This window comes from Pantoea sp. UBA6567 (assembly GCF_002434165.1).
Classification (GTDB): domain Bacteria; phylum Pseudomonadota; class Gammaproteobacteria; order Enterobacterales; family Enterobacteriaceae; genus Pantoea; species Pantoea eucrina.
Genome location: NZ_DJJN01000006.1, coordinates 276,036 through 291,212, shown reverse-complemented (window position 1 = coordinate 291,212; position 15,177 = coordinate 276,036). Strand labels below are relative to the sequence as shown.

12 protein-coding genes are annotated in these 15,177 nt (G+C 56.7%); 7 read left to right on the top strand and 5 right to left on the bottom strand.

Features of this window, described 5'->3' with window-relative positions; translation table 11 throughout:
• Positions 1-127: 127 nt before the first annotated feature.
• From pyrD to B4M48_RS07295, 3 genes are all read right to left on the bottom strand, one after another.
• Positions 128-1,138, bottom strand: coding sequence for a quinone-dependent dihydroorotate dehydrogenase (gene pyrD / locus B4M48_RS07305; RefSeq protein WP_039383626.1), 1,011 nt, complete (start codon positions 1,136-1,138; stop codon positions 128-130).
• A gap of 120 nt (positions 1,139-1,258) precedes the next feature.
• Positions 1,259-2,257, bottom strand: coding sequence for a glycosyltransferase family 2 protein (locus B4M48_RS07300; protein ID WP_039383623.1), 999 nt, complete (start codon positions 2,255-2,257; stop codon positions 1,259-1,261).
• 2 nt (positions 2,258-2,259) lie between these two features.
• Positions 2,260-3,780 carry a lipopolysaccharide biosynthesis protein gene (locus B4M48_RS07295; protein WP_039383621.1) on the bottom strand — a complete coding sequence of 507 codons (1,521 nt, stop codon included), beginning with the start codon at positions 3,778-3,780 and terminating at the stop codon, positions 2,260-2,262.
• 357 nt (positions 3,781-4,137) lie between these two features.
• Between B4M48_RS07295 and ssuE the strand changes: the two genes are divergently transcribed.
• The 5 genes from ssuE to ssuB are packed head-to-tail and all read left to right on the top strand — an operon-like array spanning position 4,138 to position 8,401.
• Positions 4,138-4,689 carry an NADPH-dependent FMN reductase gene (gene ssuE, locus B4M48_RS07290; protein WP_104084736.1) on the top strand — a complete coding sequence of 184 codons (552 nt, stop codon included), beginning with the start codon at positions 4,138-4,140 and terminating at the stop codon, positions 4,687-4,689.
• A 12-nt stretch (positions 4,690-4,701) separates the two neighbouring features.
• Positions 4,702-5,652 carry a sulfonate ABC transporter substrate-binding protein gene (locus B4M48_RS07285; protein ID WP_039383615.1) on the top strand — a complete coding sequence of 317 codons (951 nt, stop codon included), beginning with the start codon at positions 4,702-4,704 and terminating at the stop codon, positions 5,650-5,652.
• Positions 5,653-5,666: 14 nt separating this feature from the next.
• Positions 5,667-6,812, top strand: coding sequence for an FMNH2-dependent alkanesulfonate monooxygenase (gene ssuD, locus B4M48_RS07280; protein ID WP_039383611.1), 1,146 nt, complete (start codon positions 5,667-5,669; stop codon positions 6,810-6,812).
• Positions 6,813-6,821: 9 nt separating this feature from the next.
• Positions 6,822-7,613: an aliphatic sulfonate ABC transporter permease SsuC gene (gene ssuC / locus B4M48_RS07275; RefSeq protein ID WP_039383609.1), complete on the top strand. Its 792-nt coding sequence runs from the start codon at positions 6,822-6,824 to the stop codon at positions 7,611-7,613.
• On the top strand, positions 7,610-8,401 hold the full coding sequence (gene ssuB / locus B4M48_RS07270) for an aliphatic sulfonates ABC transporter ATP-binding protein (protein ID WP_039383607.1): 792 nt from the start codon (positions 7,610-7,612) through the stop codon (positions 8,399-8,401). Before ssuC ends, ssuB begins: the two co-directional genes overlap by 4 nt.
• Positions 8,402-8,444: 43 nt before the next feature.
• On the opposite strand, the gene zinT is transcribed toward ssuB, so the two are convergent.
• Positions 8,445-9,086 (bottom strand): metal-binding protein ZinT, encoded by a 642-nt coding sequence (gene zinT, locus B4M48_RS07265; RefSeq protein WP_039383604.1) that lies wholly within the window; start codon positions 9,084-9,086, stop codon positions 8,445-8,447.
• Between the two features lie 181 nt (positions 9,087-9,267).
• The gene (pepN, locus tag B4M48_RS07260; RefSeq protein ID WP_288656329.1) at positions 9,268-11,883 is read right to left on the bottom strand and encodes an aminopeptidase N; all 2,616 of its coding nucleotides are present in this window, start codon (positions 11,881-11,883) and stop codon (positions 9,268-9,270) included.
• Between the two features lie 270 nt (positions 11,884-12,153).
• Here pepN and pncB point away from each other — a divergent pair, with 270 nt between their 5' ends.
• Both pncB and asnS read left to right on the top strand, forming a co-directional pair.
• Entirely contained in the window at positions 12,154-13,359 is a 1,206-nt protein-coding gene (gene pncB / locus B4M48_RS07255; protein WP_039385774.1) for a nicotinate phosphoribosyltransferase, read from the top strand.
• Between the two features lie 212 nt (positions 13,360-13,571).
• Entirely contained in the window at positions 13,572-14,972 is a 1,401-nt protein-coding gene (gene asnS / locus B4M48_RS07250) for an asparagine--tRNA ligase (RefSeq protein ID WP_071668706.1), read from the top strand.
• The last annotated feature ends 205 nt before the right edge of the window (positions 14,973-15,177 follow it).

Sequence of the window (15,177 nt, the reverse complement as noted above, 5' to 3'; positions counted from 1 at the left end):
CGCTAAATGGCGCCTAAAAAATAAAATATCGCTTTAAGCAAAAAGCTGAAAAATAGAACAACAGGGGAAAATATAAACGAGCCAGAGGGAGAAATAAACCCCCTGGCCGGGGAAAGTGAGATATGTCTTAGAGGTGGGTCACGATATCTTTAATTAAAGCCGGTCCCTGATAAATAAATCCGGAGTATATCTGCACCAGGGTGGCGCCCGCGGCAATTTTTTCCCGTGCGGCGATGAGTGAATCTATTCCACCGGCACCAATAACAGGTAAGCGCCCCTGCAGCTCCTGCGCCAGCCGGCGGATTACCTCTGTGCTGCGCGTCTGCACCGGGCGTCCGCTCAGGCCGCCCGCTTCATCTGCATGTTTAAGTCCGCTGACCAGCGTACGATCCAGCGTGGTATTGGTTGCAATCACACCATCAATCTGGTGACGCACCAGGCTGTCAGCAACCTGGATTAATTCCTCCTCAGACAGATCCGGCGCAATCTTTACGGCCACCGGAACATATTTAAGGTGTCGCTGCTGTAGTTCCTGCTGTTTTAATTTAATCGCCACCAGCAAATCGTCCAGCGCATCGCCATATTGCAGCGTACGCAGACCCGGCGTGTTAGGTGAAGAGATATTTATCGCAATATAACCCGCATGGGCGTAGACCTTCTCCATGCAGATCAGGTAATCCTCTTTCCCCTGCTCAACCGGGGTATCTTTATTCTTGCCAATATTGATCCCCAGTACGCCTTTAAATCGCGCTTTTTTGACGTTCTCTACCAGATGATCAACCCCGTGGTTATTAAATCCCATGCGGTTAATGATGCCGCCCGCCTCAACCAGACGGAACATACGCGGTTTATCATTTCCGGGCTGCGCACGCGGCGTTACCGTACCGACTTCAATAAAACCAAACCCCATCGCGCCAAACGCATCAATGCACTCCGCGTTTTTATCCAGCCCGGCCGCCAGACCCAGCGGGTTGGGAAACGTCAGGCCCATACAGCTTACCGGACGCGCCGGCAGCGACTGCCGAATCAGCCCCTCCAGCGGCGTACCGCTGATAAAACGCAGCTGCTGGAAAGTGAGTTCATGCGCGCGCTCGGGATCGAGTTTAAACAGGGCGGGCCGGACGATGGGATATAACATGCACTCTCCTGAATGGCAGTAAAGGAAGAAACAGCGGGTGCACGGGAAGACGTGCGCCAGAATGGTAAGGTGCTCTGGCGCAAAAGTAAATTAGTGACGAACCTCAGAACAGGATCGCGATCAACGGCGGGATGAATAACGACTCAGGCGATTACGGCACGCCTGCAGACCGTGATAGAGCGGCGGACAATACCAGAGCAGTTTCAGCCGGGTATTATGCCGTAATACGCGCCGCACCAGACTGTTTACCCGCGGCTGCCACTCGGCAGGTACTTTAATGCGGTGTTTACGGATCTGTGCCAGGCAGCCATGCATAATGGTCTGATAGTAGTCATCCAGTAATGCCTCATCCTGCGGCAGCTGATGCTCTCGCAAAAACGCTTCGCTGCTGTCGCGGGCGATAAAGTAATTTTTTATCCAGGAGAAGTCGCGGGTGCTTTGCGACAGCGAACTCTGCATAAAGCGCTTGTAGTAGTAGCTCTCGCCGGTGCAGTAGAAACTGTGCGCCTGCATATAGAGCGCGAACATAAAAGGCGCATCTTCATGATTCTGAATCGGCAGGAAACTCAGCCCCAGCCGCTCAATCAGCTGCCGGGAAATGATGCTGCTCCAGATCACCCGGTGCGCCGACTGATGCTGGATCAGCGTGCGCAGACTTTCGCTGCCGCCGGAGAAAAGGCCGCTGACGTGACGCTGATGAATCGTCTGATAGTGGCGCTGCGGTTCCGGGACGTCGAAAAACATTTTTGCGCCGAAGCAGAACAGCTCAAGTCCGGTATGCTGCGCCTGCGCGCGCCGGAAATCGGCAAACAGAGTGGCGGAGATAAAGTCATCGGCATCCATAAAATAGAGGAAATCGCCGGTGGCGACCGCCAGCCCTTTCATCCGCGCTGCGCTGACGCCGCCGCGGTTGCCGCTCAGCAAAGTGACCTGCGGATGCGCCTCAGCGAACGCCGTAAGCCAGCTCACGCTCTCATCCGTTGAGCCGTCGTCAATGATAATAATCTCATCTGCCGGCGACGTCTGCTGCAGTAGCGACTGCATCGTCTCCGGCAGCCACGGGGCGCAGTTCCAGTTCGGAATAATGACCGATATAGTCGGGACGGAGCGCGACGTCATACTTATCCTCTTTCTTCAGCATTAACAACGGGTGTACGGCGCAGGCGCTTCAGCACCAGGCTATGCAGCAGACAGCAGACGCCGAGATTCACGGCACCAATCAATGCCAGCCAGAGCAGATTAATCCAGCGATTCTGATTCCACTCAATAGGCAGCAGCGTGCTCAGGCCGGCAATCAGGCCCGATACCGCCCAGATCAGCGCCACGTCGCGCGTCAGCCAGCTGAAGTGGATACCCGGCGCAAAACGACGGTGTACCAGCCATGCCCAGCCAACCAGGTAGAAAATGTTCTGCGCCAGCCACAGCCAGCCGGTTCCCAGCGCGCCGTAGTGAATCGCACACCAGATGTTAAGCGGCACCAGCAGAATGGCAAACAGGGTAAAGCCCTGCATATGGAGTTTTAGGTTGCCATTCACGTACTGCAGGTGATAGAGCAAGCCACAGATCGCCTGAATTCCGCTGCCTAAGGCGTAAAGCGTCAGGACAAAAGCCATCTCATCGACAATCTGCGTTTTTTGCGTCCACGCCCAAAGCAGCGGACCAGAATAGCAGGCGATAGTGATACTGAGCGGGGCCATAAAAATGGCGACTGCCTGCGTGGTGTAACGGTAGAGACGCAGAGATTCCGCATCGCCCTGCTGCCGGGTTTTCATGCCGGTCATGCGCGGCACAATCGCCTGCATAATCGGGCTGCTGAGCAGCAGGATACCGGTCGCCGCCGTTGCCACGACGGTAAAGGATCCGTACTCGCTCAGCGGCAGGGTTTTAGACAGCACCAGACGGTCAATCTGCGAGATAAACGTCCAGATTGCGCTGGAGAACGCGGCGCTCAGCGCAAAGCGAATAAAAGGCCTCAGCACCTCTTTCAGGTCGCTGCGCTTCTCTTTGCGCGCGGCGCGCGGGATAAGCTGATACGCCTTCCAGATGCAGCAGCCCGCCTCGGCGATGGAGACCAGCAGCTGCCAGATAAAGAATGTCAGCACGGCGTTGGCGAAGAGCTGGATCACCAGCACCGCACCAAAGGTGCGCAGCGTGGTAATAGTCAGGTTAACGCCATTCAGCCAGACCTGATGTTCAAAGCCGATGATCACGCTGCGATAGGGACTGGTGCGCCAGCGAATGGCCGCGGTGATCACCATAATTGCCACGGCGATAACCACATCGCCGGCCGGCAAATGACGCGCATCCAGCCAGTGTGTCGCTATCCAGGGCGTTGCCAGCCAGCCCAGCACCACCAGCACCAGCGTGGAAAAAAGGAAAAAGCGCGTCAGGGTGGTAAACAGCGCCGGAAACCAGACAAATTCTTCCTGATTAGCGCGGTAGCGCGCCGCTTCACGCATCAGCGTGGTGGAGACGCCCGCATCCAGCAGCTGCAGCCAGGTCAGTAATATAGAAAAGAAGCCAACCAGGCCATACGCTTCCATCCCCAGATTCTGAATATAGAGCGGCACCACTAAAATACCTGACAGCGTCAGGTAGATCTGCCCGACATAGTTGGCAATCGCATTACGTTTGATAGACATAAAAGTATGGGGGTCTGGGTATTTTTCTCAATGTCTTCAAGCGTGACACAAAAATGTGACAGCGCCCACAGGAGTAATTCTTAAAAACCACCTGGCATTCACGCCGCAACTTTTTCTTAAATTCATCAATAAAAAACAGAGATCGGGCCATTTTATCCGCCGCTGCTCTGTGAGCCCGACTGGCAGCGCAGGCAGTAGCGTTTCGCAGGCAGCAGATCGGCAGCGGGATCCGTTTGCCGTTTTAAAGCTTTTGATTGCCGGATAAATCATTTACCCCTTTTCCGGCGCTCTGGCAGGATTAAGACAATCAGTTCTCAATTAAACATTATCGATAACTTTTTGTTATAAGGAGCAGGTATGCGGATCCTAACGCTGGCGGGCAGCCCCCGTTTCCCTTCACGTTCGACGGCGCTGCTGACGCTTTGCCAGCGCCAGCTGGAAGCCCGGGGCGCCGAAGTTATTGCGTGGAATATTCACAATTTTCCGCCGGAAGATTTGATCCATGCCCGTTTCGACTCCCCTGCCCTGAATGCGTTTAAAGCTGACATCGCCAGCGCGACCGGCGTCATTATTTCTACTCCTGTCTATAAAGCGTCATTTGCAGGTGCGCTAAAAACTGTCCTGGATCTGCTGCCGGAGCGGGCGCTGGAAGAAAAAGTCGTACTGCCGCTGGCAAGTGGCGGCAGCGTGGCACATATGCTGGCGCTTGATTACGGGCTTAAACCGGTACTGAGCGCGCTGAAAGCGCAGGAGGTGTTACAGGGAGTATTTGCGCAGGATCTGCAGATTACGCATTACGACCGCCAGCCGGAATTTGCCAGCGATCTCACTTCCCGTATTGATGATGCGCTGGAGAACTTCTGGCTTGCGCTGCAGCGCCGTCATCTGCCTTTTGCCCGGGCTGTCTGAGGAGAGACTATCGTGAAACGACTTATAACGGCTCTGCTGCTCCCGGCGCTGGCTGCCCTGTTTACCCTGACGGCCAGCGCAGCGGACGCGCCTTCTCAGATCCGTATCGGCTACCAGAAAGGCTCGGTCAGCATGGTGCTGGCAAAATCGCACCGGCTGCTGGAGCAGCGTTTTCCGGCGATGGCAATTAAGTGGATTGAGTTTCCTGCCGGCCCGCAAATGCTGGAAGCGCTTAACATCGGCAGTATCGATTTAGGCAGCACCGGGGATATTCCTCCGCTCTTTGCGCAGGCCGCCGGGGCCGATCTGCTTTATGTCGGATCGGAACCCGCGAAACCTAAAGCAGAAGTGATCCTGGTACCGCAGAACAGCCCCATCCACAGCGTGGCCGATCTGAAAGGCCGCAAAGTTGCTTTTCAGAAAGGCTCCAGCTCGCACAATCTGCTGCTGCGCGCGCTGCAGCAGGCGGACCTGAGTTTCGCTGATATTCAGCCGGTCTATCTGACGCCAGCCGATGCCCGCGCGGCGTTTCAGCAGGGTAACGTTGACGCCTGGGCGATCTGGGATCCTTATTACTCAGCCGCTCTGCAGCAGGGCAATGTGCGCGTCCTCACTGACGGCAGCACGCTGAACCTGACCGGCTCTTTCTATCTGGCGACCCGACAGTTTGCTGAAGCCAGTCCCGACACCCTCAGCCAGGTGCTGGCCACCTTCAGCGAGGCGGATGCGCTGACGCAGAGCCAGCGGACGCAGAGTATTGACCTGCTGGCGCAGGCGATGGGCCTGCCAAAACCGGTCCTGGCGAGCTATCTCGATCATCGTCCGCCTACCACGATTACCCCCGTCAGTGCACGCACCGCCGCCGCGCAGCAGCACACTGCCGATCTGTTTTACGCCAGCCATCTGTTGCCGGTAAAACTCACCATCGCTGACCGCATCTGGCAACCCCGGACGGCCCATTAATAAGGAACAACACAATGAGCATATCTGTTTTCTGGTTTCTTCCCACGCACGGCGATGGTCACTATCTGGGAACCGCCGAAGGCGCCCGTCCGGTGGATCACGGTTATCTGCAGCAGATAGCACAGGCCGCTGACCGGCTGGGCTTTGGCGGCGTGCTGATCCCGACCGGCCGCTCCTGCGAAGATGCCTGGCTGGTCGCTGCCTCACTGATTCCGGTAACGCAGCGCCTGCGCTTTCTGGTGGCACTGCGTCCCGGCGTGATCTCGCCGACCCAGGCAGCGCGTCAGGCGGCAACGCTGGATCGCCTCTCTAACGGTCGTGCGCTGTTTAACCTGGTGACCGGTGGCGATCCGGAAGAGCTGGCGGGCGATGGCGTTTTTCTCGACCATCGCGAACGCTATGCAGAATCGGCGGAATTTACCCGCATCTGGCGACGTGTTTCTGAAGGCGAAACGGTGGACTATGAGGGCAAACACGTCAAAGTGCGCGGTGCGCGCCTGATGTTCCGTTCGGTACAGCAGCCGCGTCCGCCACTCTGGTTCGGCGGCTCTTCTGATGCCGCGCAGGATCTGGCTGCTGAACAGGTTGACGTCTATCTCACCTGGGGAGAGCCGCCCGCGCTGGTTAAAGAGAAGATTGAGCAGGTGCGCGCCAAAGCCGCAGCGCAGGGGCGCACGGTGCGCTTCGGTATTCGTCTGCACGTGATTGTGCGCGAAACGAACGAAGAGGCGTGGCAGGCCGCGGATCGGCTTATTTCACATCTGGATGACGCCACGATTGCCAAAGCACAGGCGGCGTTTGCGCGCACGGATTCGGTCGGACAGCAGCGGATGGCTGCCCTGCACGGCGGCCAGCGCGATAAGCTGGAGATCAGTCCGAACCTCTGGGCTGGGGTTGGCCTGGTACGCGGCGGAGCCGGTACTGCGCTGGTCGGCGACGGGCCAACTGTCGCAGAACGTATGCGCGAATATCAGGCTCTGGGGATTGAGACCTTTATCCTTTCTGGCTATCCGCATCTGGAAGAAGCGTACCGCGTTGGCGAGCTGCTGTTTCCCCATCTTGACCTGGCCGCGCCGGAAGTGCCTGCACCGCGCATCGTGCAGGCGCATGGCGAAGCTGTGGCCAATGATTTTACGCCACAGAAAGTTGCGCAAAGCTAAGGAGTCACCATGTCTGAGCAGATAAAAACGCTGCGCAATGCGCTGCTGCCCTGGCTGCTGCCGGCGGGAATAGTGGCGATATGGCAGCTCGCTTCGTCGCAGGGCTGGCTCTCCACGCGTATTTTACCGGCGCCGGAGAAAATTGTGACCGCCTTCTGGCAGCTGACCGCCAGCGGTGAACTGTGGCAGCACCTGGCCATCAGCAGCTGGCGCGCACTAATCGGTTTTGCTATCGGCGGCACGATCGGGCTGGCACTCGGACTCATCACCGGTACATCGCGCACCGGTGAGCGTCTGCTGGATACCTCGCTACAGATGCTGCGCAACGTGCCGCATCTGGCGCTGATCCCGCTGGTGATCCTCTGGTTTGGCATTGATGAATCGGCCAAAATTTTCCTGGTCGCACTCGGTACGCTGTTTCCGATCTACCTCAATACCTATCACGGGATCCGTAATATCGATCGCGGGCTGATAGAGATGGCGCGCAGCTATGGTCTCTCCGGCTGGTCGCTGTTTGCGCAGGTTATCCTGCCTGGCGCCCTGCCCGGCATCATGGTCGGGGTGCGCTTTGCGCTGGGTCTGATGTGGCTGACACTGATTGTGGCTGAAACCATCTCGGCCAACTCCGGTATCGGCTATCTGGCGATGAACGCGCGCGAATTTTTGCAAACTGACGTGGTCGTGGTGGCCATTATTCTTTATGCCCTGCTGGGCAAACTGGCAGACGTGGCGGCGCAGCTGCTGGAGCGTATCTGGCTGCGCTGGCACCCGGCCTGGCAACTGAAGGAGAGCAACGCATGAGCAATGCCGTACAGAACCCGGCGCGCCTGATCAGCGGCACGCCGGTCGCCATCAGTAACCTCTCTAAGCACTATGGCAATCGTACTATTCTTGACCAGGTCAGCCTGCATATTCCGGCCGGGCAGTTTGTTGCCGTGGTCGGGCGCAGCGGCTGCGGTAAAAGCACCCTGCTGCGGCTGCTGGCCGGACTGGAAGTCGCCAGTCAGGGTGAGCTGCTGGCAGGCAACGCGCCGCTGGCCGCGGCGCGCGACGATACGCGACTGATGTTCCAGGATGCGCGTCTGCTGCCGTGGAAAAAAGTGATCGATAACGTCGGACTCGGCTTACGCGGCCGCGAATGGCGCAGCGCCGCGCTGGAGGCACTGGAGGCCGTGGGGCTTGCCGATCGCGCAAATGAGTGGCCTGCTGCCCTCTCGGGTGGACAGAAGCAGCGCGTGGCGCTGGCGCGGGCGCTGATCCACCGTCCTGGCTTACTGCTGCTGGATGAGCCGCTGGGCGCGCTGGATGCTTTAACCCGCATTGAGATGCAGGGACTGATTGAATCACTCTGGCAGCAGCACAATTTTACGGTACTGCTGGTGACGCATGACGTCAGCGAGGCGGTGGCGCTGGCCGATCGGGTGTTACTGATTGAAGAGGGGAAAATCGGGCTCGACCTGTCGGTCGATTTGCCGCGTCCGCGCCGCAAAGGCTCGGCGCGGCTGGCGGAGCTGGAAGCGAGCGTACTGGATCGGGTGATGACGCGCAGCGCCGCTGAGCAGCCGCTGCGCTTTGCCCGGCAGCGTTAACTGCCCTGCCCGCTGGCGGGTCTGTCCGCCAGCGGGCTGTGCATCAGTGATGCAGCAGGTCATCCACCACCTGCGCTTTACTTAGCTGGTAAGGGAAGAACGTGGGCCAGTTTTCCAGTTCATCAAACAGCGCAGCCTGCGAGACATTACCCGTAAAGATATGAAAGTGGGATGACTTACGCGGGCTGATAATGTGATCGCTGAACTGTACAAAGTGCGGCGCTTTACTGGCTTTATCAGTGCATTCAAACAGATAACGCACCCCTCTTTTACCGGAAACGTAGTTGAGCACCTTGTAACCTTTATAGGCATATTTACAGCTGCTGACCGCGCCTTTTTCGGTAAATTCCATCACGTCGTTTTCAATGCCGATGTCAGTAATATCGCTGGCATAGCCGGTGAGATAGTACTGTTTAATGTCGCTGAACGAGCGCGTTTTATCGGCTGCCGCTTTTTTTTGAAATACCGGATCCAGTGAGCCATCTCTGGCATAGGGATAAACGGACTGCCATACCCCTTCCCAGTCGGAAAGCGGCCGATCTTTCACATCGTCATCGGCAAAGATGCCGCTGGCCGCGCGCACCTCTTTTTCACTCAGTGGAGCACCGTGCGAATGACCGCCGTGTGCAAATACCGTTGAACTGCAGGCCAGCCCCAGAAATAGTGTCCAGTACGCTACTTTCATCTTGATATACTCACGCCTTATTTTATTGATGTTATAACATAACATATAAGTCAGCGTAACGCACCCTGCCGGATTAGCGGCCAAAGTGGTGATTTATGAGAAGGTTTGGCGCGCCATACTGTAGTATCCGCATGGCCGCAAAAGGGCAGCCGCAACCGGTGACGGTTGCGGTTGCGGAGGATTACGCGTTCAGCGCTTTGGTGATTTTCTCATAGAGATCGCCGGAAAGATTATCCAGCCCCTTTAGCTGCTGCAGTGCCTGACGCATTAACGCCTGACGTCCTGCATCATAGCGCTTCAGGCGGATCAGGGGTTCAATCATGCGCGCGGCCACCTGCGGGTTACGCGTATTGAGATCGGTCAGCATCTCAACCAGGAACTGATAACCGCTGCCATCCTGCGCGTGAAACGCCGCCGGGTTACCCGCCGCGAATGCGCCAATCAGCGCCCGGATGCGGTTAGGGTTACCCATGGTGAAGGAGCGATGGTTCAGCAGCGAACGCACATTGCGTAACACTTCTGGCGCCGGGCTGGTCGCCTGCAGCATAAACCATTTATCCATGACCAGACCGTCCTGATGCCAGCGCTCATCCCAGGCGGCCAGCAGCGCGTCGCGGCACGGCAGCTGTGCCATCACCGCTGCCGAGAGCGCCGCCAGCGCATCAGTCATATTCGTGGCGTGCGCATACTGCGCCTGAACCAGACGATCGGCCTGCGTCGTATCCCCCAGAGCCAGATAGCTCAGGCAGACATTCTTCAGCGCGCGCCGGCCAATTTCCGCATGATCAACGCGATATTCGCTGCTCTGGCTGGCCAGATAGAGCGCATAGCACTCGTCGTTCAGCTCGTTTGCCAGCGTGCGCATCAGCGCATGGCGTACGGCGGCAATCGCCTGTGGATCGATGATGTCGAACAGCTCTGCTATCTCATTTTCTGATGGCAGGGTCAGGATCAGCGCCATCAGCGCCGGATCGCCCTGCTCATCCAGCAGCACCGCCCGGAAAGCGTCAGCAACGTGCAGAGGCAGCGACAGCGGCTGGCCCTGCTGGTAGCGCGCGACGTTGAGACGAATATAGGTTGCGAGCAGACTCTGCGCCGCATCCCAGCGGGAAAACTCATTGCTCGCGTGACGCATCAGGAAGGTGAGCTGTGCGTCGCTCCACTTATAATCGAGTTTTACCGGTGCAGAGAATTCACGCAGCAGTGACGGCACCGGCTGAAAATAGACGTTATCAAAGACAAACGTCTGGAACGCCTGCGTCACGTTCAGCACGTGATGTACCGGCTGGCCGTTATGCTGCAGCGGGATCACTTTGCCTTCGTTATCGTAGAGTTCGATATCCAGCGGAATGTGCAGCGGCAGCTTCTCCTGACCATCTGCGGTTGGCGGCGTATGCTGGGTCACGTGCAGGGTATACTGCTCCAGCTCCGGATTATAGTCATCGCGCACGCTCACGACCGGCGTGCCTGACTGGCTGTACCAGCGACGGAACTGGGTTAAATCGACGCCAGAGGCATCTTCCATCGCCTGGACAAAATCGTCGCAGGTTGCCGCACTGCCGTCGTGACGTTCAAAGTAGCACTGCATGCCCTGCTGAAACTTCTCTTCACCCAGCAGCGTGTGCATCATGCGGATCACTTCCGATCCCTTCTCGTACACCGTCAGGGTATAGAAGTTATTCATCTCTATAACCTGATCCGGCCGGATCGGGTGCGCCATCGGGCTGGCATCTTCGGCAAACTGCGCACCGCGCATCACCCGCACGTTATCAATACGATTCACCGCGCGGGAGCCGAGATCGGAGCTGAACTCCTGATCGCGGAATACCGTCAGACCCTCTTTCAGGCTGAGCTGGAACCAGTCGCGACAGGTGACGCGGTTACCGGTCCAGTTATGGAAATATTCATGGCCGATCACCGCCTCGATGCCGAGATAATCTTTATCCGTCGCGGTTTCCGCTTTTGCCAGCACATATTTGGAGTTAAAGACGTTGAGGCCTTTGTTCTCCATCGCGCCCATATTGAAGAAATCCACGGCGACAATCATAAAGATATCGAGGTCATATTCGAGACCAAAACGCTCTTCATCCCACTTCATGCTGGCTTTCAGCGAGGTCATTGCCCAGTCGGCACGATCGAGATTACCGCGGTCAACAAAGATCTCCAGCGCGACGTCGCGCCCTGAACGGGTGGTAAAACTGTCGCGCAGCACATCAAAATCACCTGCCACCAGCGCAAACAGATAGCAGGGTTTCGGGAACGGATCCTGCCACGTCACCCAGTGACGCCCGTCGTCCAGCTCGCCGCTCTTTAGCTTGTTACCGTTGGAGAGCAGATACGGGTAGCGCACCGGGTCGGCCCGGAGCGTGGTGGTAAAGCGCGCCAGAACGTCAGGACGATCCAGGTACCAGGTGATGTGCCGGAAACCCTCCGCCTCACACTGGGTGCAGAGCGCCTCGCCCGACTGATACAGCCCTTCCAGCGCGCTGTTTTTAGCCGGATGGATCAGGTTTACAATGCGCAGCGTGAAGTTGTCAGGCAGCTGACTGAGGATCAGCGCCCCCGCCTCTTCGCGATAGTGCGGCCAGGGCGCGCCATCTACCGTCAGCTCAACCAGCGTTAACGCTTCACCATCAAGATGCAGATCGGCGTCTGCTGCGCCGAGACGTTTGACCTGACTGATGGCTGTTACGCGTGTTTCTGTTGCATCCAGATCAAACGTCAGGTCGATATCCGTAATGGTGTAATCAGGCGCCCGGTAGTCGTGGCGATATTTAATGTGCGGCTGTTGCGTCATATATCCTTCTCGCATCGTTGTTATGTTGAGGCCATCCTGTTGCGGTGGCGCAAATATCTCAAAGTCTAAGCGGCCTGACGGCGAGTTGCCATGCGCAATGCGCGCTGGCGCAGAAAAGGCTACAATTCAGTAACAATGGCACAATTGCCCCTCGACCCGCCACCTGCAAATGTGGTGTGATCGCAGAGATTACTGTTTTATACTCCTGCGTCTTTAGGATTTTGTTAAACACCGGGCTCTGCTCCGCGGAAGAGGATGCTGAAACGCACCATGACTGGACACGCTTCCCCGATTTTGACCACGCTGCTTGATACCGATGCGTACAAGCTTCATATGCAGCAGGCCGTATATCATCGTTACTACGATGTCCCGGTTACCGCAGAATTTCGCTGTCGCAGCGATGAACAGCTTGGCCGGTATGCCAGCGAGATTCGCGCGCAAATTGATACTTTGCAAGATCTGACCCTGAGCGACGATGAGTTTGCCTGGCTCAGTAACCTGCCTTTTTTCCAGCACGACTATCTGACCTGGCTACGCGCCTTTCGCTTCAATCCGGCGCAGGTTGAGGTACGGGACGAGCGGGGCCAGCTGCGCATCCAGATCCGCGGCCCGTGGCGTGAGGTCATTCTGTGGGAAGTGCCGCTGCTGGCGCTGATCAGTGAAGTGGTACATCGCCACCGCACGCCGCAGATCGCCGCAGAGCAGGCGGTCGCGCATCTGCAGCAAAAACTTTCAGCCTTTCAGACGCAGGTTGCCGATCTCGATATGTCGCGCTTTCAGCTGATGGATTTCGGCACGCGCCGCCGCTATTCACAGGAGGTGCAGGAAGCGATTGTCAGTACGCTGAAAGCGGAGTTTCCGTGGCTGGTGGGCACCAGTAATTACGATCTGGCGCGTCGTCTGCAGCTGACGCCGGTCGGCACCCAGGCCCATGAGTGGTTTCAGGCGCATCAGCAGATCAGCCCGGTGCTGGCCAACAGCCAGCGCGCGGCGCTGCAGTCGTGGCTGGATGAGTATGATAACCAGCTGGGCATTGCGCTCACGGACTGCATCACCATGGACGCCTTTTTGCGCGATTTTGGTCCCGGCTTTGCCCATCGCTATCAGGGACTGCGCCACGACTCCGGCGATCCGGTTGAGTGGGGCGAGAAAGCCGTTGCGCACTATGAGCGGCTCGGTATCGATCCGCGCAGCAAAACGCTGGTGTTCTCTGACAATCTCAACCTGGATAAAGCGCTGGCGCTCTATCGTCACTTTGGTCAGCGTGCCAACGTGGTGTTTGGTATTGGCACGCGCCTGACCTGCGACATTCCGGGCGTAACGCCGCTTAACATCGTGATTAAACTGGTCAGCTGCAATGGCAAACCGGTCGCTAAACTCTCTGACAGTCCGGGTAAAACGATTTGTCAGGATAAAGCCTTTGTGCGTGCACTGCGCAAAGCATTTGACCTGCCGCTGGTTAAACGCGCCAGCTGACCTGCCCCGGGCAGGGTTCACTCCCCTGCCCGCCGCCATTAAAATCACTCACTTCCCGCAATTTTGCTTGTTTCCTGATGGCTCGCAAGTAACATAGCAACACCCCTGAACGTGGGAGAATTGGCTGTTTCTGTCAGCACCGTACGTCACCTGTGACGATAGCGAGATGCGACGGGACACCCGTTATTTCATCTATATATAGAGAGATTTTTATGAGCGTAGTGCCTGTAGCGGATGTACTGCACGGCCGGGTCGCGGTTGACAGTGAAGTCACCGTACGCGGCTGGGTGCGTACCCGAAGAGATTCCAAAGCCGGTCTTTCCTTTATCGCCGTTTATGACGGCTCCTGCTTTAATCCCGTTCAGGCTGTCGTCAATAATTCTCTGAATAATTATCAGGATGAAGTGCTGCGTCTGACCACCGGCTGCTCGGTCATTGTTACCGGCACCGTAGTGGAATCACCGGGCCAGGGCCAGGCATTTGAGCTGCAGGCCACCCGTGTTGAAGTGACCGGCTGGGTTGACGATCCTGACACTTACCCGATGGCTGCCAAACGTCACAGCATCGAGTATCTGCGCGAAGTGGCTCACCTGCGCCCGCGTACTAATCTGGTTGGCGCCGTCGCGCGCGTGCGTCATACCCTGGCGCAGGCGCTGCATCGCTTTTTCCATGAGAACGGCTATTTCTGGGTTTCCACGCCGCTGATCACCGCATCAGATACGGAAGGCGCAGGCGAAATGTTCCGCGTATCGACGCTCGATATGGAAAACCTGCCGCGCGATCCGCAGGGTAAAGTGGATTATGACAAAGATTTCTTCGGTAAAGAGGCGTTCCTGACCGTATCAGGCCAGCTGAATGCTGAAACGTATGCCTGTGCGTTGTCAAAAGTCTACACCTTTGGCCCAACGTTCCGTGCGGAAAACTCCAACACCAGCCGTCACCTGGCGGAATTCTGGATGCTGGAGCCGGAAGTGGCGTTTGCCACGCTGGATGACGCCGCAGCGCTGGCTGAAGCGATGCTGAAATATGTCTTCAAAGCTGTACTGAATGAACGTGCCGATGACATGGCGTTCTTCGCCGAGCGCGTGGATAAAGATGCCGTTGCGCGCCTTGAGCGTTTTGTTACCACCGATTTTGCACAGGTAGACTATACCGACGCAGTTGACATATTGCTGAAAAGCGGCCAGAGCTTTGAAAACCCGATTGCATGGGGTGTGGATCTCTCTTCTGAACATGAGCGCTATCTGGCCGAAAAACACTTCAAGGCGCCGGTGGTGGTGAAGAACTACCCGAAAGATATTAAAGCGTTCTACATGCGTATGAATGATGACGGTAAAACCGTAGCGGCAATGGACGTGCTGGCACCGGGCATTGGTGAAATCATTGGTGGATCGCAGCGTGAAGAGCGGCTGGATGTGCTGGATGCCCGTCTGGCAGAGATGGGGCTGAATAAAGAGGATTACTGGTGGTATCGCGACCTGCGTCGTTACGGCACCGTACCGCACGCCGGCTTTGGTTTAGGGTTTGAACGTTTGATCGCCTATGTCACCGGCGTACAAAATGTAAGGGACGTTATCCCCTTCCCGCGTACCCCGCGCAACGCTAATTTCTGATTTCTGCAATTAAATATAAGAAATTCATATATATACCGAGGTCGGCACTGCCGGCCTTTTTTTATTTTTGTAAATCTTGAGATATCTCACAAAGTTCCGTAATTATTACAAATTGTCACACAATTTTTCTTTTTGATACTCAATTAGGAGATTTGAATCATTTTCGGGCTAGAAATAGCAACTGCGGAGTGAAAAGATGCGTGCA

Bases quoted from the DNA above. Each gene is read 5' to 3' on its own strand.
- zinT (WP_039383604.1), bottom strand. From the start codon at position 9,086: ATGAAAGTAGCGTACTGGACACTATTTCTGGGGCTGGCCTGCAGTTCA.
- pyrD (WP_039383626.1), bottom strand. From the start codon at position 1,138: ATGTTATATCCCATCGTCCGGCCCGCCCTGTTTAAACTCGATCCCGAG.
- B4M48_RS07300 (WP_039383623.1), bottom strand. From the start codon at position 2,257: ATGACGTCGCGCTCCGTCCCGACTATATCGGTCATTATTCCGAACTGG.
- pepN (WP_288656329.1), bottom strand. From the start codon at position 11,883: ATGACGCAACAGCCGCACATTAAATATCGCCACGACTACCGGGCGCCT.
- ssuC (WP_039383609.1), top strand. From the start codon at position 6,822: ATGTCTGAGCAGATAAAAACGCTGCGCAATGCGCTGCTGCCCTGGCTG.
- B4M48_RS07295 (WP_039383621.1), bottom strand. From the start codon at position 3,780: ATGTCTATCAAACGTAATGCGATTGCCAACTATGTCGGGCAGATCTAC.
- pncB (WP_039385774.1), top strand. From the start codon at position 12,154: ATGACTGGACACGCTTCCCCGATTTTGACCACGCTGCTTGATACCGAT.
- ssuE (WP_104084736.1), top strand. From the start codon at position 4,138: ATGCGGATCCTAACGCTGGCGGGCAGCCCCCGTTTCCCTTCACGTTCG.
- ssuB (WP_039383607.1), top strand. From the start codon at position 7,610: ATGAGCAATGCCGTACAGAACCCGGCGCGCCTGATCAGCGGCACGCCG.
- ssuD (WP_039383611.1), top strand. From the start codon at position 5,667: ATGAGCATATCTGTTTTCTGGTTTCTTCCCACGCACGGCGATGGTCAC.
- asnS (WP_071668706.1), top strand. From the start codon at position 13,572: ATGAGCGTAGTGCCTGTAGCGGATGTACTGCACGGCCGGGTCGCGGTT.